This window comes from Micromonospora sp. WMMD975 (genome assembly GCF_029581215.1).
In the GTDB taxonomy this organism is placed as follows: Bacteria; Actinomycetota; Actinomycetes; order Mycobacteriales; family Micromonosporaceae; genus Micromonospora.
In genome coordinates this window covers 1,277,824-1,295,115 of record NZ_CP120739.1, presented here as the reverse complement: position 1 = coordinate 1,295,115, position 17,292 = coordinate 1,277,824, and the positions used below count along the sequence as shown (strand labels likewise).

At 74.1% G+C, this 17,292-nt stretch carries 17 protein-coding genes; 9 read left to right on the top strand and 8 right to left on the bottom strand.

Annotated features, from left to right (window positions below):
• Positions 1 to 2: 2 nt before the first annotated feature.
• Positions 3 to 680, top strand: a complete 678-nt coding sequence (locus tag O7613_RS05715; RefSeq protein ID WP_282292584.1) for an HAD family hydrolase — start codon at positions 3 to 5, stop codon at positions 678 to 680.
• A 102-nt stretch (positions 681 to 782) separates the two neighbouring features.
• Positions 783 to 2,069: a cation:proton antiporter gene (locus tag O7613_RS05710; protein ID WP_281583829.1), complete on the top strand. Its 1,287-nt coding sequence runs from the start codon at positions 783 to 785 to the stop codon at positions 2,067 to 2,069.
• Between the two features lie 53 nt (positions 2,070 to 2,122).
• Here the strand turns inward: O7613_RS05710 and O7613_RS05705 are convergent, their stop codons facing one another.
• Positions 2,123 to 3,088, bottom strand: coding sequence for an FAD-dependent oxidoreductase (locus O7613_RS05705; RefSeq protein ID WP_282292583.1), 966 nt, complete (start codon positions 3,086 to 3,088; stop codon positions 2,123 to 2,125).
• Between the two features lie 80 nt (positions 3,089 to 3,168).
• Between O7613_RS05705 and O7613_RS05700 the strand changes: the two genes are divergently transcribed.
• The gene (locus tag O7613_RS05700; RefSeq protein WP_281583831.1) at positions 3,169 to 3,390 is read left to right on the top strand and encodes a DUF3072 domain-containing protein; all 222 of its coding nucleotides are present in this window, start codon (positions 3,169 to 3,171) and stop codon (positions 3,388 to 3,390) included.
• A gap of 87 nt (positions 3,391 to 3,477) precedes the next feature.
• Here the strand turns inward: O7613_RS05700 and O7613_RS05695 are convergent, their stop codons facing one another.
• The 3 genes from O7613_RS05695 to O7613_RS05685 form a co-directional block, all read right to left on the bottom strand.
• Positions 3,478 to 3,978, bottom strand: a complete 501-nt coding sequence (locus O7613_RS05695) for a metallophosphoesterase (protein ID WP_282292582.1) — start codon at positions 3,976 to 3,978, stop codon at positions 3,478 to 3,480.
• A 140-nt stretch (positions 3,979 to 4,118) separates the two neighbouring features.
• Positions 4,119 to 4,898, bottom strand: coding sequence for an SDR family oxidoreductase (locus O7613_RS05690; protein ID WP_281583833.1), 780 nt, complete (start codon positions 4,896 to 4,898; stop codon positions 4,119 to 4,121).
• The gene (locus O7613_RS05685) at positions 4,895 to 6,730 is read right to left on the bottom strand and encodes a glycoside hydrolase family 15 protein (protein ID WP_282292580.1); all 1,836 of its coding nucleotides are present in this window, start codon (positions 6,728 to 6,730) and stop codon (positions 4,895 to 4,897) included. The genes O7613_RS05690 and O7613_RS05685 overlap by 4 nt, the downstream gene beginning before the upstream one ends.
• A gap of 111 nt (positions 6,731 to 6,841) precedes the next feature.
• Here O7613_RS05685 and O7613_RS05680 point away from each other — a divergent pair, with 111 nt between their 5' ends.
• On the top strand, positions 6,842 to 7,429 hold the full coding sequence (locus tag O7613_RS05680) for a general stress protein (RefSeq protein ID WP_282292579.1): 588 nt from the start codon (positions 6,842 to 6,844) through the stop codon (positions 7,427 to 7,429).
• 52 nt (positions 7,430 to 7,481) lie between these two features.
• Here O7613_RS05680 and O7613_RS05675 read toward each other — a convergent pair whose 3' ends face one another.
• On the bottom strand, positions 7,482 to 8,069 hold the full coding sequence (locus tag O7613_RS05675) for a DUF1684 domain-containing protein (RefSeq protein WP_282292578.1): 588 nt from the start codon (positions 8,067 to 8,069) through the stop codon (positions 7,482 to 7,484).
• A 122-nt stretch (positions 8,070 to 8,191) separates the two neighbouring features.
• On the opposite strand from O7613_RS05675, the gene O7613_RS05670 reads away from it, so the two are divergent.
• Together O7613_RS05670 and O7613_RS05665 are read left to right on the top strand one after the other, a co-directional pair.
• Positions 8,192 to 8,686, top strand: a complete 495-nt coding sequence (locus tag O7613_RS05670; RefSeq protein WP_281583837.1) for a MarR family transcriptional regulator — start codon at positions 8,192 to 8,194, stop codon at positions 8,684 to 8,686.
• Complete coding sequence (locus O7613_RS05665; protein WP_282292577.1) at positions 8,686 to 9,672, top strand: pirin family protein; 987 nt, start codon at positions 8,686 to 8,688, stop codon at positions 9,670 to 9,672. The genes O7613_RS05670 and O7613_RS05665 overlap by 1 nt, the downstream gene beginning before the upstream one ends.
• A 52-nt stretch (positions 9,673 to 9,724) precedes the next feature.
• Here the strand turns inward: O7613_RS05665 and O7613_RS05660 are convergent, their stop codons facing one another.
• Positions 9,725 to 9,853, bottom strand: coding sequence for a hypothetical protein (locus O7613_RS05660; protein ID WP_255292629.1), 129 nt, complete (start codon positions 9,851 to 9,853; stop codon positions 9,725 to 9,727).
• Positions 9,854 to 9,997: 144 nt separating this feature from the next.
• On the opposite strand from O7613_RS05660, the gene O7613_RS05655 reads away from it, so the two are divergent.
• On the top strand, positions 9,998 to 11,587 hold the full coding sequence (locus O7613_RS05655) for a phospholipase D-like domain-containing protein (RefSeq protein WP_282292576.1): 1,590 nt from the start codon (positions 9,998 to 10,000) through the stop codon (positions 11,585 to 11,587).
• On the opposite strand, the gene O7613_RS05650 is transcribed toward O7613_RS05655, so the two are convergent.
• Entirely contained in the window at positions 11,536 to 12,288 is a 753-nt protein-coding gene (locus O7613_RS05650; protein WP_282292575.1) for a hypothetical protein, read from the bottom strand. The two genes, O7613_RS05655 and O7613_RS05650, sit on opposite strands and share 52 nt — an antisense overlap.
• A gap of 282 nt (positions 12,289 to 12,570) precedes the next feature.
• On the opposite strand from O7613_RS05650, the gene O7613_RS05645 reads away from it, so the two are divergent.
• Together O7613_RS05645 and O7613_RS05640 are read left to right on the top strand one after the other, a co-directional pair.
• A complete protein-coding gene (locus O7613_RS05645; RefSeq protein WP_281583841.1) occupies positions 12,571 to 13,371 on the top strand; it encodes a SigB/SigF/SigG family RNA polymerase sigma factor in 801 nt (266 codons plus the stop codon).
• Between the two features lie 209 nt (positions 13,372 to 13,580).
• Complete coding sequence (locus O7613_RS05640) at positions 13,581 to 16,352, top strand: ATP-dependent helicase C-terminal domain-containing protein (RefSeq protein WP_282292574.1); 2,772 nt, start codon at positions 13,581 to 13,583, stop codon at positions 16,350 to 16,352.
• A 10-nt stretch (positions 16,353 to 16,362) separates the two neighbouring features.
• On the opposite strand, the gene O7613_RS05635 is transcribed toward O7613_RS05640, so the two are convergent.
• On the bottom strand, positions 16,363 to 17,088 hold the full coding sequence (locus O7613_RS05635; RefSeq protein WP_281583842.1) for a protein phosphatase 2C domain-containing protein: 726 nt from the start codon (positions 17,086 to 17,088) through the stop codon (positions 16,363 to 16,365).
• Positions 17,089 to 17,292: the final 204 nt, after the last annotated feature.

Sequence of the window (17,292 nt, the reverse complement as noted above, 5' to 3'; positions counted from 1 at the left end):
CCATGGCCGACGACAACCGCTACGGCGTCCTCTTCGACGTGGACGGCACCCTGATCGACTCGACGTACCTGCACACGGTGAGTTGGTGGGAGGCGCTGCGCCAGGGTGAGCACCGGGTGCCGATGGCGCGGATCCACAGGTCCATCGGCATGGGGTCGGACAAACTCCTCGACCACCTGCTCGGCGCCGAGCGGGACCTGGACGCCGACGGGCGTCTGCGTGACGCGCACGACGCGCTCTACGCGGAGTACTGGGAGCGGCTGGGGCCGCTGCCCGGGGCGCGGGAGCTGCTGCGTGCCTGCGCGGACCGGGGCCTGCGGGTGGTCCTGGCCACCTCGGCGGCCGAACACGAGGCGGCCGTGTTGCGGGCGGCGCTCGACGTCGACGACGTGATCGACACGGTCACCTCCTCCGCCGACGCGGAGCAGAGCAAGCCCGCGCCGGACATCCTGGCCGCCGCGCTGGACCAGTCGGGCCTGGCCGCCGAGCGGGTGGTGTTCGTCGGCGACTCGGTCTGGGACGTGGTCGCCGCCGCCAAGCTGGACATCCCCTGCATCGGGCTGACCTGCGGCGGCACCGGCCGGGCGGAGCTGGCCGGCGCGGGCGCGGTGGCGGTGTACGAGGACCCGTCCGAGTTGCTGGACGCCCTGCCACAGAGCGCGATCGGGTCCCTCGGCTGAGCCGTCGGTCACCCGGGCGCGTCGACAGGCTTAGCCGGCCCCGGTTCGGGGCACTGCTGATCACCTCCGCCCGGCCGCCGGGCGGCGGTGAGGGGTGGGGTCGTGGAACCGGTCGATGTCGGGTTCGCTCTGCTGGGCGTCGGTGCGTTGCTCGCGGGCATCCTGCCCCGGATGCTGGAGAAGCGGCCGTTGTCCATGCCGATCGCGTTCCTCGGCCTCGGGATGCTCGTCTTCGCGCTGCCGACCGGGTTGCCGACGCCCGATCCGCTGCGCTGGTCGGAACTGACCACCCACCTCACCGAGGTCGGGGTGATCGTCGCCCTGATGGGCGCCGGCTTGAAGATCGACCGGCCGTTGAGCTGGGCTCGCTGGTCGTCGACGTGGAGGCTGCTGGCCATCGCCATGCCGCTGTGCATCGCCGCGGTGGCGCTGCTGGGGTGGTGGTGGGCCGGCCTGGTGCCGGCGGCGGCACTGCTGCTCGGCGCCGCGCTCGCCCCCACCGACCCGGTGCTCGCCTCCGACGTGCAGGTGGGTGAGCCGACCGACGCGGAGGACTCCGAGGACGAGGTACGCTTCGCGTTGACCTCGGAGGCGGGCCTGAACGACGGACTGGCCTTCCCGTTCGTCTACGCGGCCATCGCGATCGCCAGCACCAGCCTCGCCCCGTCCGACTGGTTCGGCGAGTGGCTCGCCGTCGACGTGGTCTACAAGCTCGCCGCCGGCGTCGGTGGCGGCCTGCTCGTCGGCTGGTTGCTCGGCAAACTGTTCTTCCGGGCCCCGAGCACGCTGCGGCTGGCCCGGCACTCCGAGGGCTTCCTCGCCCTGGCCGCCACGTTCCTCGCGTACGGGCTGGTGGAGGTGATCGGCGGGTACGGCTTCCTGGCCGTGTTCGTCGCCGCCCGGGCGATCCGGTCCGCGGAACGCACCCACGAGTTCCACTCCGTGCTGCACGACTTCGCCGAACAGGTGGAACGGCTGCTCACCGTACTGTTGCTGCTGTTGTTCGGCGGCGCGGTGATCAGCGGCCTGCTCGCGCCGCTCACCTGGCCGGCGGCGCTCGTCGGCCTGGCCCTGGTGCTGGTGATCCGACCGCTGGCGGGCTGGCTGTCGCTGCGGGGCGCGCCGGGCCGCCCGTCCGAGCACTGGGTGATCTCCCTGTTCGGCATCCGCGGCGTCGGATCGTTCTACTACCTGGCGTACGCCACCACGAAGGCGGAGTTCCCGCAGGCGAGACTGCTGTGGGCCACGGTCGGCCTGGTGGTGGTGGTCTCGGTGGTGGCGCACGGGATCGCCGCGACCCCGATCATGCAGCTGCTGGACCGGGCGGGTGACCGCACCCGCGACAGCTCGGAGACGGATCGGGCCGAGCAGCCCGTCCCGGCCGGTTGAGCGACCGCCGGGTCAGGCGCCGTGCCGGCTGGGCATGCCCTCACGGCCCTCGCTCATGCCGAGCCCAACCGGCTCACGAGCGAGCGGCCCAGGTCGTGGCCGGAACGCCAGGCGCTCTGTACCCGCGGGCGGCCGAACGCGTCGCCGGCCAGTGCTATCCCGTCGTCGTCCAGGTGGAACGTGCCGCCTTCGACGGCCTTCGCCGGCCGGGCGTAGGTCCAGCGGTGCACGTGGATCGACGCGGCCGGCTCGGGCAGCCCGAGCAGGTCCCGGACGGCCTGCTCGATCTCCGGGCGGGCGGCGGTGGGCTGGAGCAGGTGCCCGGCGGCGAACTCCGGCGTGGTGTGCGCGACGAGCACCGGGGCGCCGTCCCCGCGCCGGTCGCCGTCGTCGCAGACCAGGCTCAGCACCGGGTGGTCGTTGACGAACGCGCCGCGGAAGTCGGGCCAGCGGCGGGACGGGAAGTGCAGCACCCCGGCCAGCGTGGACGACCAGCGTTGTGCCGCCGCCGCCCGGGTGGCGTCGACAAGCACCGGGTCGAGCAGCAGGGCGGCCTGCGGGCCCGGCATGGCGAGCACCACCGCCTCGGCCGCCCGCCCGTCCACCCGGGGCCCCGGCTCGACGGTCATGACCAGCCGGTTGTGGGCCACCGGAAGGTCGGCGGCGAGATGCTCGACGAGCGAGCGCAGCCCACGCGGGGCGGCCCAGCGCATCGGGCCGGTCACCTGCTCGCGCCCGCGTGGCCCGTACGCGACCAGGGTGTCGGTCCATTCCCGGACCAGCCCGGCGGCGTGCCAGTCCGCCACCACGGCGGCGAAGTCCGGGTCGTCGACGGTGAAGTAGGCGGCGCCGAGGTCGGCGGGCCGGCCGTCGAAGCGTTTGCTGGCCATCCGCCCGCCGGTGACCCGGGCGCGTTCCCGCACCTCGACCGGGATCCCGGCCCGGGCCAGTTCGGTCGCGCACGCCACCCCGGCGATCCCCGCGCCGACCACCACCACACCCGCCCGGTCCGCCGTCATCGGATGATCGTAGGCCGCGGCCGGCATGAACCCACCGGCACGGGGGTAGTGGTACACCTGTTCGAGGGAGGGTGATCGACATGGCCGACCGCGCCAACGACAGCACCAACGTGAATCCGGACGCCGCCGTCAAGGACCCGGACGACTGGGTCACCGGCGACGAGCCGCCGACCGCGGCCCAGGAGTCCTACCTGCACACGCTGGCCCAGGAGGCGGGCGAGACGGTGCCGGACGGGCTGACCAAGGCCGAGGCGTCCCGCCGGATCGACGAGCTCCAGGCGGAGACCGGCCGAGGGCGCTGAGGCCGGGGGCGTTCAAGTCGGAGACGCTCAGGCCGAGTCGCTGCAGGCCGAGACGTTGAGGTCCGGCGACCGGGGGCGACGCTCAGGTCAGCGCGGGGGCAGGCGGTGCAGCTCGACCCGGTCGAGCCGCCCCGCCGCCACCCGGGCGGTCAGGTACGTCGCGTGCGGCTGAGCCCGCCGGTCGGTGGGTGAACCGGGGTTGAGCAGCCGCAGCCCGCCCGGCGCGACGCTGTCCCACGGGATGTGCGAGTGCCCGAAGACCAGCAGGTCGCAGTCGCCGTACGCGGCGGCGCAGCGCTCCTCGCGGCGGGTCTTCGGGCCGGTCTCGTGCACCACGGCGACCCGCAGCCCGGCCAGCTCGACCCGGGCCACCTCGGGCAGCCGGGCGCGCAGGGCCGGCCCGTCGTTGTTGCCGTGTACCCCGACCAGTCGGCGTGACCGGGCCGCAAGCGCGTCCAGCAACGCCACGTCCACCCAGTCCCCGGCGTGCAGCACCACGTCGGCGGCCTCCACCGCCGCCCAGAGCGCCTCCGGCAGATCCCGCGCCCGCTTGGGCACATGCGTATCCGCCATGATCACCAGCTCCACCGCCCCATCCTCCCACCCCCCACGGCCCCTACCGCCCCCTCCCCGACCCGCCGATCATGAAGTTGGCGGCACTCAAGGAGATCCACTCCGCCGCCAACTTCATGATCACCGCGAAAAGGGGTGAGGGGGCGAGGGGGGGGTTAGGCGCCCTGGCCCTGGTTCTGCATCAGGCCGCCGTCCATGAAGTAGGTCGAGCCGGTGACGTAGTCGGCGTCGCCGCTGGCCAGGAAGACGGCCAGCTTGGCGATCTCGGACGGCTCGGCGGCCCGCTTCCACGGGATGCTCTGCACCTGCTCGTGGAGGTACTTCGGGTCGTCGATCGCCTCCTGGTTGAACGGGGTCAGCACCATGCCCGGCCCGATGTTGTTCACGTTCATGCCCATCGGGGCCACCTCCAGGGCCAGGCTCTTGGCCAGCTCCAGCATGCCGCCCTTGCTGGAGTCGTAGTCCGCGCCGCCGGCCCGGGCCACCTCCTGGTGGATCGACGTGATGTTGATGATCTTGCCGCCGCCACCGGCGTCCCGGCGGTGCCGGACGAACCGCCGGCAGCAGAAGAACATGCCGTAGAGGTTCGTGCGGATGCACCGGTCCCAGGTCTCGGTGTCCAGGTCGACCACCGGGATGCCGGAGGCGTCCACGCCGGCGTCGTTCATCAGCACGTCCAGCCGGTCGAACTCGGCCAGCGCCTCGTCGAACATCGCGTCGACCTGATGCTCGACGCTGATGTCGCCCTGCACCACCACGGCCCGCCGGCCGGCTTTCTCGATCTCCGCCCGGGTGTGGTTCGCGCCGGCGTGGTCGTGCAGGTAGTGCACCACCACATCGGCGCCCTCCCGGCCGAACTCGATCGCGGTGGCCTGACCGATGCCCGAGTCCGAGCCGGTGATCAGGGCGGTCTTCCCCGCCAGTCGTCCGGTCATCCGGTTGCTCCCTCCGTGCGGGCCGCGCCCATCGGCACGGTCGGTCGCTCGTGCGCGAACCGCGCCGCCGCGTCGGTGATCCGGCCCGCGGCGTTGATCAGGCCGATGTGCGAGAACGCCTGGGGAAAGTTGCCCAGCTGTTCGCCGGTGGCCTGGTCGATCTGCTCGGCATAGAGGCCGAGGTCGTTCGTGCGGGCGGCGAGCTGTTCGAACAGCCGCCGGGCCCGGTCCACCTCGCCCGCCTCGGCCAGGCAGCCGACCAGCCAGAACGAGCAGATCACGAAGCCGGCCGGGTCGTCGTCCCAGCGGCGCAGCAGCCCGTCGCGGGACAGCCGGCGTTCGATCACGTCCACGGTGGCGCGCATCCGCGGGTCGTCGGCGGGCAGGAACCCGACAAGCGGCATGAGCAGCACCGAGGCGTCCAGGTCATCGGAGTCGAACGCCCCGGTGTACGCGCCGATCCGCTCGTTCCAGCCCCGGGCGAGCACCGCCGCGCGGATCTCGTCGCGGGCCGCCGCCCAGCGGGCCACGTCTGCCGGCTCGCCGATGCGCGGACCGAAGCGGACCGCCCGGTCCAGTGCGGTCCAGCACTGCACCTTCGACGACACGTAGTGCCGCTCGGCGTCGCGTGCCTCCCACATCCCGGAGTCGGGCCGACGCCAGTCGCGCACCGCCCGATCGGCGAGCGTGCACAGCAGGTGGCGCACCTCGGGCGACATCGGATCCAGGTAGTGCCGCATCAGCCACGCCGCGTCGAGCACCTCGCCCAGCACGTCGTTCTGCCGCTGCCGCCAGGCGTCGTTGCCGACGAGCACCGGTCGGCTGCCGTCGTACCCGGCCAGGTGGTCGAGGTCGTGCTCGGTCAGGTCCCGCTCCCCCTCGACGCCGTACATGATCGGCGCGGGGGCGTCGCCGAGCCGCCCCATGGCCCGGGCCACCCAGGTGAACTGCCGGTCCGCCTCGTCCGGGCAGGCGGCCCGCCACAGCGCCTGGAGGGTGAGGCTGAAGTCGCGGAGCCAGACGAACCGGTAGTCGTAGTTGCGGTTCCCGCCGGGCTCCTCCGGCAGCGCGGTGGTGGCCGCCGCGACCACCGCGCCGCTCGGCCCGTAGGTCATGCCCTGCACCACGAGCGCGCTGCGCCGGACCAGGTCCCGGAATTCACCCCGGTAGTCGTGCAGGTCCGCCCAGGAGCGCCAGCCGGCGACCGTGCCGGCGACCACCTCGGCGGCGTCGGGCAGCGCCGGCGCCCCGCCGGCGTACGTCGGGGCGTACCCGAGGGTGAAGTGGTGGGCGCTGCCGGCGCGGGCGGTGAACCGCCCGACGGCGGTCCCGTCGACGAAGGCCAGGCTGACGCCGGCGCGCAGCTCCAGCCGGCACGCGCCGGCGGTGGCGACGGTCACCCCGTCGCGTTCGGTGAGGTAGGCCCCGACCCGCCCGTACTCGAACCGTGGCGCGTAGTCGACGCGCATCGGCACCTCACCGTCGACGCCCTCGACGACCCGGGCGAGCACCCGCGGCGACCGCAGCCCGATGTCGTGGCCGCGGGCGCCGGGCTCCAGCGCCAGGGCGTCGGTGACGGCCACCGTCCCGGTCGGTGTGGCGAAGACGGTACGCAGCACCAGCGCGTCGTCCAGGTAGGACCGGGTGCTGGTGAACCCGCCCTCCGGACGGATCGCCCAGTGCCCGGCGTCGTCGTCGAGCAGCCGCCCGAAGACAGACGGCCCGTCGAACCGCGCCGGGCACCACCAGTTCACCGAGCCGGCGGTGTCCACCAGGGCGGCGCTGCGCCCGTCGGCGAGGAAGCCGTGCTCGCTGATCCGTCCGGTGCGCACGGTGGTGCCTACCCGACCGGGCCGCCGTCATGCCTGCCCGGATGCGTTCGGGTCGCCGCGTTACCGCTCGCCGGCGGCGGGAACGCGGCGGGTTGACGAAGGAGGATGCTCATGACCAGACCCTCGACTCCGACCGCGGCCTGGCGTCCCGGAATGCCGGGCGGCGACAACCTCCCGTCCGGTCCGGGCGGTCGCCCGACACCGCCGAGCGGGGACGGGTACGGCCCGCAGGCCGGCCGACCGACCGTGACGCTCGGCTCGTATCCGGACTATCCGTCCGCCCAGCGCGTGGTGGACTATCTGGCCGACAACCGGTTCCCGGTGGAACGGACCGCGATCGTCGGCACCGACCTGACCCTTGTCGAAACCGTGATGGGGCGGCTGACCACCGGCCGGGCGGCCCTTCTGGGCGCCGGGACGGGCGCCTGGTTCGGCTTGTTCATCGGGTTGCTCTTCGGCATCTTCACCGCGGGCAACTGGCTGGCCGTGATCCTGGTCGGCCTGGTGATCGGCGCGATCTGGGGCGCCGTGTTCGGCGCCGTCGCGCATGCCATGAGCGGTGGGCAGCGCGACTTCACCTCGGCCAGCTCGCTGCGGGCCGGCCAGTACGCGGTCACGGTGGACGCGGAGCTGGCGGAGCAGGCGCGGCAGGCGCTCGGCCGGATGCACCTGACGCCCACCGGCGCCACCGCCCGCTGAGGCGCGTACGTCACCACGAGGGAGGGTCCCGTCGGGGCCCTCCCTCACCGGGTCACTCGTGCCAGGCCCGCTCGCCGGCGCGCAGCGGCACGTCGACGCGGTTCTCCGGCGGGGCGAGCGGGCAGGCCCACCTGTCGTCGTACGCGCAGCTCGGGTTGTAGAGGTAGTTGGCGTCCAGCCGCACCCGGTCGCCGGGCAGCACGGTCAGGCCCCGCCCGAACGTGCCCTTCACCGTGTCGGTCAGGTAGCGCCCACCGCCGTACGAACCGTCGCCGCAGCTCGCGTCGCGCAGGGGCACGAACAGCCCACCTCCGTACGCGTCGATCCACCAGAGCGTGAGCGGCCCCCACGGGGTCTCGGCGACCGCCACCCGGCGGTAGGCGACCACGCCGTCCGGGCCGCCGGTGTCGATGCTCAGCTCGCCCGAGGCGGGCCGCAGCGGGGCCTCGACCACGGCCGCCGGGTCGGGCGGATACCAGCGCAGTCCGGTGAAGCCGGCCCGGTCGGCGGGCGGCACCGGGCTGCTCGGGTGGGTGCGGAACAGCTCGTCCCGGGCGTCCCGGAACCCGCCCAGGTCGAGGTCGGACAGGTAGAGCCCGGCCACCCGCTCCCGCCAGTCGAGCACGTCGAGGTCATCCATCCCCCGACCCTAGCCGCCCCCTCGCTTCAAATTTCAAGCCTTCTCCTCTACGCGCTCATCCGCGTGAGCGAGGCCACGCATCAGCACGTTGTTTAAATTTTAACTAGTGCTACTCTGGTGGCATGACGGAGAGCCTGGACGCGGAGCGGGCGGCTTGCTGGCGGGCCTACATCGAGTCGAGCCAGCGGCTGTTCACCCGGCTGGAGGACGACCTGCGCGCGGACAGCGAGCTGAGCTTCGCCGACTACCACGTGCTGGTGTTGCTCTCCGAGGCGCCCGGGCAGCGGCTGCGCATGGGCGAGCTGGCCGACCGGCTGGTGTTCTCCCCGAGCCGGCTGACCTACCAGATCACCACGATGCAGAAGCGCGGCCTGGTGGCCAAGCAGTCCTGCCCGGCGGATCGGCGCGGCAGCGAGGCCGTGCTCACCGCGGCCGGTCTGCTGGCGCTGCGCGAGGCCGCGCCGCACCACAGGCGCTCCGTGCGCGCCCACCTGATCGACGACCTCGACGACGCGGAGGTCGCCTGCCTCACCCGGGTCTTCGAGCGGCTCGGCCGGCGCCTGCGCGCCGACCGCACCGCGTCGTCCACCCCGGCCGACAACCAAGGAGCCCACTGATGCCCGCGATCACCGTCGACGACGTCCTCGTCCTGCCCCGCCTGCCGCGGCTGGAGGAGTCCACCGCCTACCGCCCGGTCCGCCGGGTCACCACCGCGCCCAGCGGCTACGAGGGCGAGGGCTTCCCGGTCCGCCGGGCCTTCGCCGGGGTCTCCCTGACCGATCTCGACCCGTTCATCCACCTCGACCAGATGGGCGAGGTGGACTACGCGCCGGGCGAGCCGAAGGGCACCTCGTGGCACCCGCACCGGGGCTTCGAGACGGTGACCTACATGATCGACGGGATCATGGACCACCAGGACTCCACGGGCGGCGGCGGCACCATCACCGACGGCGACACCCAGTGGATGACCGCCGGCAGCGGCCTGCTGCACATCGAGGCCCCGCCGGAGCACCTGGTGACGAGCGGCGGCCTGTTCCACGGCCTCCAGCTCTGGGTCAACCTGCCCCGGGTGGCCAAGATGAGCCCGCCGCGCTACCAGGACATCCGCGGCCGGGAGTCGGCGCTGCTGACCACCCCGGACGGGGGCGGCCTGATCCGGGTGATCGCCGGCGAGATCGCCGGGCACCGCGGCCCGGGCTCCACCCACACCCCGATCACCATCGCGCACGTCACGCTGCAGCCCGGCGCCGAGCTGAGCCTGCCCTGGCGGGCCGACTTCAACGCGCTCGTCTACGTGCTGGCCGGCCGGGGCACGGCGGGCACCGACCGGCGGCCGGTCCGCGTCGGCCAGCTCGCCGTGCACGGGCCCGGTGACGCGCTGCGGATCACCGCCGACCGGGCGCAGGACGGCAACACCCCGGCGCTGGAGCTCTACCTGATGGGTGGGCAGCCGATCCGCGAGCCGGTGGCGCACTACGGCCCGTTCGTGATGAACACCCGGGCCGAGCTGATCCAGGCGGTCGAGGACTTCCAGGCCGGACGGCTCGGGGTGGTCCCGACCGGGCGGGTGCCGCACAGCGACGGCCAGGGCGACCGCCCCTGACCGGGTACGAACGCTCGGGCGCTCCGGTTCGCCGGGGCGCCCGGGCGGCGGCTCAGGAGACGGCGAAGATCCCGGCCACCCCGAGGATCACCATCAACAGGACCGCCACCAGCGCACCCCGCTCCCCCTCCACCGCCTGGTCGCGGTCGTCGGTCACGGTGTTCGTCGTCTCGGCGGGCATGTCGGTGCCTCCTTGAGTTCCGCGATCCAGGGGTCCGGCGCACCCCTGACGCGTACCCGTCGCCGCCGACCTGCTGCTTCGACGTGCGGGGCCGTGCCGGGGGTCCTACCGTTGAGGACGTCGTCGACCTCGGGAGGCTGGAACGTGACCCTGCGGGACTGGTTCCTCACCGCACAGGAACGCGCCAACCCAGGGTCTGAGTTACCCGTCTGGACGAGCGGAAACCTTGCCGAGCCGTTGATTCACGGCAGCGCGTACTTTGACCGGCTGGTCAGTGAGGTGGAGGCGCTGCGCGCCGGTGACCACCTGTTCTTCACCGACTGGCGGGGCGACCCGGACGAGCGGATGCGCCCGGACGGGCCGACCGTGGCCCAACTGTTCGCCCAGGCCGCCCAACGCGGGGTGATCGTCAAGGGCCTGCTCTGGCGCTCCCACCTCGACACGCTCTCCTACAGCGAGGCGGAGAACCGCGACCTCAGCGAGACCGTCCGCGCGGCCGGCGGTGAGGTGCTGCTCGACCAGCGGGTCCGGCGCGGCGGCTCGCACCACCAGAAGCTCGTGGTGCTGCGCCACCCCGACGACCCGGGCCGGGACGTCGCGTTCGCCGGCGGCATCGACCTGTGCCACAGCCGCCGGGACGACGCCACGCACGTCGGCGACCCGCAGGCGGTCGACATGTCCCCCCGGTACGGCCCGACCCCGGCCTGGCACGACGTGCAGCTCGCGCTGCACGGCCCGGTGGTCGGCGCGCTTGACACCACGTTCCGCGAGCGGTGGACCGACCCGATGCCGCTGAACTCGGAGAACCCGCTGGCCCAGCTCCGGGACCGGCTGCGCGGCTCGGACCTCACCCCGGACCCGCTGCCCGAGCAGCCGGCCGACCCGCCGCCGTGCGGCCCGCACCACGTCCAGGTGCTGCGCACCTACCCGGCGGTACGCCCGCGCTACTCCTTCGCCCCGGACGGCGAACGCACCGTGGCCCGTGGCTACACCAAGGCGGTACGCCGGGCCCGCCGGCTGATCTACCTGGAGGACCAGTACCTCTGGTCCACCGAGGTGGCCGAGTTGTTCGCCCAGGCGCTGCACGAGCATCCGGAGCTGCACCTGGTGGCGGTCGTGCCCCGGCATCCGGACGTGGACGGCCGGCTGGCGCTGCCGCCGAACATGGTGGGCCGGGAGCAGGCGCTCTCGCTGTGCCGCCGGGCCGCACCGGAGCGGGTGCACGTCTTCGACGTGGAGAACCACGAGGGCACCCCGGTCTACGTGCACGCCAAGGTCTGCGTGGTGGACGACGTCTGGGCCAGCGTGGGCAGCGACAACTTCAACCGCCGGTCCTGGACCCATGACAGCGAGCTGTCCTGCGCCGTGCTCGACGACACCCGCGACGAGCGGGCGCCCGCCGATCCGGCCGGGCTGGGCGACGGCGCCCGCGCCTTCGCCCGGGACCTGCGGCTGCGGCTGTGGCGCGAACACCTGGACCGCGATCCCGACGGGGCGCAGGACGACGACCTGCTGGACCCGGCGGACGCGGTGGCGGCGATCGACGCGGCGGCGCAGGCGCTTGACGACTGGCACGCGGGCGGGCGGGTCGGCCCCCGTCCGCCGGGCCGGTTACGGCCGCACCGCGCCGAACGGCTGCCCTGGCGTACGCGGATCTGGGCGCTGCCGGCGTACCGGCTGGTCTACGACCCGGACGGCAGGCCGCTGCGGGCGCGACGCGCCGGCACCTGGTGAACCGGCGCCGCCTCGTCCGGCAGGCTCGGGCAGGCCGGGTAGGCGAAGGAGACGCGGGGCGAGTAGAACCCCCAGCAGACGTGCAGCGGGTTGGCCGGACGTAGCGCGTGGACCGGGTGTTCGGGGACGAGGAACTCCACCGACTCGACCTCGAACGGCGACACCGGCTCGGCCACGTACGGATAGTCGGCGACGTGCAGTTCGCCGTCGCGGCGGGTGAGATAGCGGTGGTGGCCGCTGTGCGCCTCGGTGCCGGTGTGCCCGACCGCGGCGACGACCCGGATCAGCGGCCGGCCGTCGACCCACGTCTCGGCGGTGAGGCGCCCGCCCCGCAGCTCGATCCGGGTCACCCCCTCCGCCGCCGGGGCGCCGCGCGCGGCGGCGTACTGCCGCACCCGGGTGCTGGACGCCAGATAGTGCGTCCACCAGCCGCCCGGGGTGCCGCCGTCCGGCGGCTCCATGTCCGCCAGCGACACGCCGAGGTAGGTGAGCGAGTAGGCGCCGAAGCCGGAGGTCTGCGTCTCGTCGTCGACCACGTACTGGCAGGAGAACACCTGGCGCTGCGGGTGCGGGCGGAGGCCGGGCGGGACCAGCGCCTCGGCCGCGCCGGGATCGGCGGGGAGCCAACTGAACAGCAGCGTCCGGGCGGCGAGGACGAGTTGCGGCGCGGCGGGATCGAGCACGGTGCCTCCGGTAGACATGTTCTCCACGGACGCTACGGGCGGTCCCGTCGGTGGGACAACGACGGAAAGTCGACAGTGTGGTCCGACTGTCGGGTTCTTCCTTGACCGATCGGTCGACGATCCGCGCGTAATATGCCCCGATCCAGCCCATTCGTGCCCACCTGCGCCATAAGTACATCGTACTTTCGGCTGGATTTTCGCTGGCCGATCAGGTTAGTGTTGCTCCCGAACGGACCACTTAAACCTTAAAACTCAGCGTCTCCTCTTTTTCTCCGCGGACGAGGTGCAGGGAGGACCACCATGACCGCCCAGACGATCAACGCCCCCGCGAAACTCGACCCCCGCTCGCTCACCGACAGCGCCGCCAACCTGCTCGACGCGATGGCCGCGCTGCCCGCCGACCACCCGTCGCGGGCCGCCCTCCGCGACCGCGCCATCGAAGCCTGGCTTCCGCTGGCCAACCACCTGGCCCACCGCTACAGCGGCCGGGGCGAGCCCAACGACGACCTGGCGCAGACCGCCGCGATCGGCCTGATCAAGGCGATCGACAAGTTCGACCCGTCCCGCGGCGTCGACTTCGCCGGCTACGCCATCCCGACCATCATCGGCGAACTCAAGCGCCACTTCCGCGACCGCACCTGGGACATCCGGGTGCCGCGCCGGCTCCAGGAGCTGCGCCTGGCGATCTCCGACGCCAACAGCACGCTGCTCCAGACCCTCGGCCGGTCGCCGACGGTCGCCGACATCGCCGCCCACCTCAAGCTCACCGAGGAAGAGGTGCTGGAGGGCCTGGAGGGCGCCCGCGCCTACAACGCGGTGTCGCTGTCCACCCCGACCGGGGACGGCGAGCGCGCCACCGAGCTGGGCGACATGCTCGGCGGCGAGGACGGCGAGTTCGAACTGGCCGAGATGCGGGTCGCGCTCGGCCCGGCGCTGGCCACGCTCGACAAGCGCGAGCAGAAGATCCTCACGCTCCGTTTCTACGGCAACCTGACCCAGTCGCAGATCGCCGAGCAGATCGGTGTCTCGCAGATGCACGTGTCCCGGCTGCTGGCCCGGGCCCTGACGAAGCTGCGAGGCCACCTCGACGGCACCTACTAAAGCTTGGGTGTAAGGAAGGGGCCCTTATTAACGCCTGCGGTATAGGCGGGGCCCCCTATTAACATCCCAGGTCCGACGCGGGCTTCCTCATCGGAGTCGCGGGCGACCGTCGCGGTTCGCGGAGGTTGTTAATAGGGGCCCCCGCCTCTACCGCAGGCGTTAAGAAGGGGCCCCTCCTTGCGTCCGGGGGTGGGTGGGAGAGTGGGGGCGTGCTCGCCGACGTCTCCCTCGACCTGCCGGTCCGGCCGGTGCTGCCGGAGCTCGTCGCGGCGCTGCGGGAGCAGGGCACGGGGGTGCTGGTGGCCCCGCCGGGCACCGGCAAGACCACCACCGCGCCGCTCGCGGTCGCCGACGCGGTCGCCGGACGCGTGGTGATCGCCCAGCCTCGGCGGGTCGCCGCCCGGGCCGCCGCGCACCGGATGGCCGCCCTGCTCGGCGAGCGGGTCGGCGACCGGATCGGGTACGCGGTACGCGGTGAACGCCGCGGCGGACCGCGTACCCGGGTGGAGGTGGTCACCACCGGCCTGCTCGTTCGCCGGCTGCACCACGACCCGGAGCTGCCCGGGGTCGACGCGGTCCTGCTCGACGAGTGCCACGAACGGCAGCTCGACGCCGACCTGGCGTTGGCGTTCAGCGTGGAGGCGCGGGCGACCCTGCGCCCGGATCTCTGGCTGCTCGCGATGTCGGCGACCCCACAGGCCGATCGGTTCGCCGCGCTGCTCGGCGGGGACACGCCCGCGCCCGTCGTACGGGCCGAGGCCGCCCTGCATCCGGTCGAGCGGGTGTGGGCGCCGCCGCCTCGCCCGATCGTCCCGCCGGGCGCGGGCCGGGTGGACCCGGCGCTGCTGGACCACGTGGCCGCCACGGTCCGCCGGGCGCTGCGCGAACGCGACGGTGACGTGCTCGTTTTCCTGCCCGGGGCGGGCGAGATCAACGCCGTCGCCGCGCGGCTGGGCGACCTGCGGGGCACGGTCGCCGTGCTGCCGTTGCACGGCCGGTTGCCGGGCGCCGCCCAGGACGCGGTGCTGAACCCGGCCGCCCGGCCGAGAGCCGCCCACGCGAGCGCCACCGACGCCGACCCGGCTGCCGCGGGCGCCGCCCACGCGAGAGCCGCCGCCACGGGCGTCGCCCACGTGGGCGGCGCGGGCGGCGCGGGCGGCGCGGGCGGCGCCGGTGGACGGCGGGTCGTGCTGGCCACGGCGGTGGCGGAGAGCAGCCTGACCGTGCCCGGGGTACGTGTGGTGGTGGACACCGGGCTGAGCCGGGTGCCCCGCACCGACCTGGCCCGCGGGCTGGGCGCGCTCGTCACCGTGCCGGTGTCCCGGGCGGCGGCCACACAACGGGCCGGACGGGCCGGGCGGGAGGCGCCGGGCACGGTCTACCGCTGCTGGTCGGAGGCGACGCACGCCCGGCTCGCCCCGCAGCCGGAACCGGAGATCGCCACCGCCGACCTGACCGGGTTCGCGTTGGAGCTGGCCGTCTGGGGCGCGCCGGACGGCACCGGCCTGGCGCTGCCCGACCCACCGCCGCCGGCCGCGCTCACCGTCGCCCGGGAGACCCTCGCCACGCTCGGCGCGGTCGACGCGGACGGCCGGATCACCGCCCGGGGCCGGGCCATCGCGTCGGTCGGCGCCCATCCGCGTCTGGCCCGGGCGTTGCTCGACGGCGCGCCGCGGGTGGGCGCCGACCGGGCCGCCGAGGTGGTGGCGGTGCTGGCCGAGGAGACGCTCGGCGGCGCCGGGGACGACCTGCCGGCCCGCTGGCGCCGGTTGCGCGCCGCCGCCGACCCGCCCGCCACCGCCCGCTGGCGGACCGAGGTACGCCGCCTGCGGTCCGCCCTGCCCGCCGATGACCGGCCGGAGCGGACCAGCGGGAGAACCGACGACCGGCCGGAGCGGACCAGCGGGAGAACCGACGACCGGCCGGAGCGGACCAGCGGGAGAACCGACACCCGACCGGGGCGACGTGCGGAGGAGGCGGGCGGTCGACCGGGACGCCTGCCCGACGATCTGGCCGCGGGGCTCCTGGCCGGGCTGGCGTACCCGGAACGGTTGGCCCGGGTGCGGCGGGCCGGCGGATCGGCGTACCTGATGGCCGGCGGGACCGCCGCGGAGCTGGCGGCCGGGTCGGGGCTGGCCGGGTCGACGTGGCTGGCCGTCGCGGTGGCGGACCGCTCCCCCGGCGCGCCGGCCGCCCGGGTGCGGCTGGCCGCGCCGATCGACGAGGCGACCGCGCGGGAGGCCGGTGCGGCACTGCTGCGCACCGGGCGGGAGGTCGCCTGGTCCGGTGGGGACGTGGTGGCCCGGGAGGTGGTCCGCCTCGGCGCGATCGAGCTTGTCGACCGGCCGCTCGCCGCGCCCGACCCGGAGCTGGTGGCCGCGGCGGTGCTGGACGGGCTGCGGCAGGAAGGGCCGGGGCTGCTCCGCTGGACGCCGGAGGCGACGGCGCTGCGACGCCGGCTGGCGTTCTGCCGTCAGGCGCTCGGCGACGACTGGCCGGACGTATCGGACGCCGCGCTGCTCGCCGCCGCGCCCGCCTGGCTCGGGCCGGAGCTGGGCCGGGCACGCCGCCGGGGCGACCTGGCCCGGGTGGACGTGGCCTCGGCGTTGCGCCGGCTGCTCGACTGGCGGCAGGCGGCGCGGCTCGACGAGTTGGCGCCGGAGCGGCTGGCGGTGCCGAGTGGCTCGCGGGTACGGGTGGACTACGCCGACCCGGCGGCCCCGGTGCTCGCCGTGAAGCTCCAGGAGACGTTCGGCTGGCGGGACGTGCCGCGCATCGCCGACGGGCGGGTGCCGGTGCTGCTGCACCTGCTCTCCCCCGCCGGGCGGCCGGTGGCGGTCACCGCCGACCTGGCATCGTTCTGGCGCGGCGGCTACCCGCAGGTGCGGGCGGAGCTGCGGGGGCGCTACCCGCGTCACCCGTGGCCGGAGGATCCGACCACGGCCGAGCCGACCCGGCGGGCCAGCCCACGCCGGCGCTGAGCCGCGCGGCTCACTCCTCGACGACGTCCGCGATCACCACGGTGACGTTGTCCGGGCCGCCGGCCCGTAGCGCGAGGTCGATGAGCCGGGCCGCGCAGGCCTCCCGCTCCAGGCCCTCGCTCAGCACCTCGGCGAGGGTGTCGGCGCGGACCACGTTGGAGAGGCCGTCGCTGCACAGCAGCCAGCGGTCACCGGCCCGGGGCACCATGGTCGCGTACGCCGGGGAGACCTGGTCGCCCTGCAACGCCTGGGTGACGACGGCGCGGCGGGGGTGGCTGCTCGCCTGGTCGGGGGTGATCAGACCCTGGTCGACGAGCATCTGCACGAAGGTGTCGTCGCGGGTGACCTGTTTGAGCACGCCCTCGCGGAACAGGTAGGCCCGGGAGTCGCCCACGTGCGCCAGCGCCAGGCAGCTGCCGGTGCGGGCGAACAGCAGCGCGGTGAGCGTGGTGCCCATGCCCTGGCGCTCCGGATCCTCCTCGACCGCCTGACGGATCCCGACGGTGGCCCGTTCGATGGCCCCCTGGAGCGCGGCGACGAGCGCGTCCTCCGGCGTCTCCGCGTCCAGCGGGGCGATCGCGTCGATCGCGATGCGGCTGGCCAGGTCGCCGGCCGCCATGCCGCCCATGCCGTCGGCGACCGCGACCAGCCAGGGGCCCGCGTGCTGGGCGTCCTGGTTGCCGCTGCGGATGAGCCCACGGTCGCTCGCTCCGGCGGAACGAAGCTTCAGGGTCATGGGACGCAGCCTGCCAGGTCGAGGGCTCGGTTGTCTCTAGGAGATCACCATCATCGTACGTGGCGCGCAGAATCTCCCCGCGCACGGGCGTACGCCCGCCATCGGGGCGGATCGATTGACAGCGACGGAACGCGATGGAAACATCGGCCTGATATTGGGAGCGCTCCCAGCTCCCCGGCTCCCCCACCACCCCCGAGCACGGAA

Bases quoted from the DNA above. Each gene is read 5' to 3' on its own strand.
- O7613_RS05665 (WP_282292577.1), top strand. From the start codon at position 8,686: ATGCCCGCGATCACCGTCGACGACGTCCTCGTCCTGCCCCGCCTGCCG.
- O7613_RS05675 (WP_282292578.1), bottom strand. From the start codon at position 8,069: ATGGATGACCTCGACGTGCTCGACTGGCGGGAGCGGGTGGCCGGGCTC.
- O7613_RS05635 (WP_281583842.1), bottom strand. From the start codon at position 17,088: ATGACCCTGAAGCTTCGTTCCGCCGGAGCGAGCGACCGTGGGCTCATC.
- O7613_RS05705 (WP_282292583.1), bottom strand. From the start codon at position 3,088: ATGACGGCGGACCGGGCGGGTGTGGTGGTGGTCGGCGCGGGGATCGCC.
- O7613_RS05670 (WP_281583837.1), top strand. From the start codon at position 8,192: ATGACGGAGAGCCTGGACGCGGAGCGGGCGGCTTGCTGGCGGGCCTAC.
- O7613_RS05645 (WP_281583841.1), top strand. From the start codon at position 12,571: ATGACCGCCCAGACGATCAACGCCCCCGCGAAACTCGACCCCCGCTCG.
- O7613_RS05700 (WP_281583831.1), top strand. From the start codon at position 3,169: ATGGCCGACCGCGCCAACGACAGCACCAACGTGAATCCGGACGCCGCC.
- O7613_RS05650 (WP_282292575.1), bottom strand. From the start codon at position 12,288: ATGTCTACCGGAGGCACCGTGCTCGATCCCGCCGCGCCGCAACTCGTC.
- O7613_RS05715 (WP_282292584.1), top strand. From the start codon at position 3: ATGGCCGACGACAACCGCTACGGCGTCCTCTTCGACGTGGACGGCACC.
- O7613_RS05680 (WP_282292579.1), top strand. From the start codon at position 6,842: ATGACCAGACCCTCGACTCCGACCGCGGCCTGGCGTCCCGGAATGCCG.
- O7613_RS05690 (WP_281583833.1), bottom strand. From the start codon at position 4,898: ATGACCGGACGACTGGCGGGGAAGACCGCCCTGATCACCGGCTCGGAC.
- O7613_RS05660 (WP_255292629.1), bottom strand. From the start codon at position 9,853: ATGCCCGCCGAGACGACGAACACCGTGACCGACGACCGCGACCAGGCG.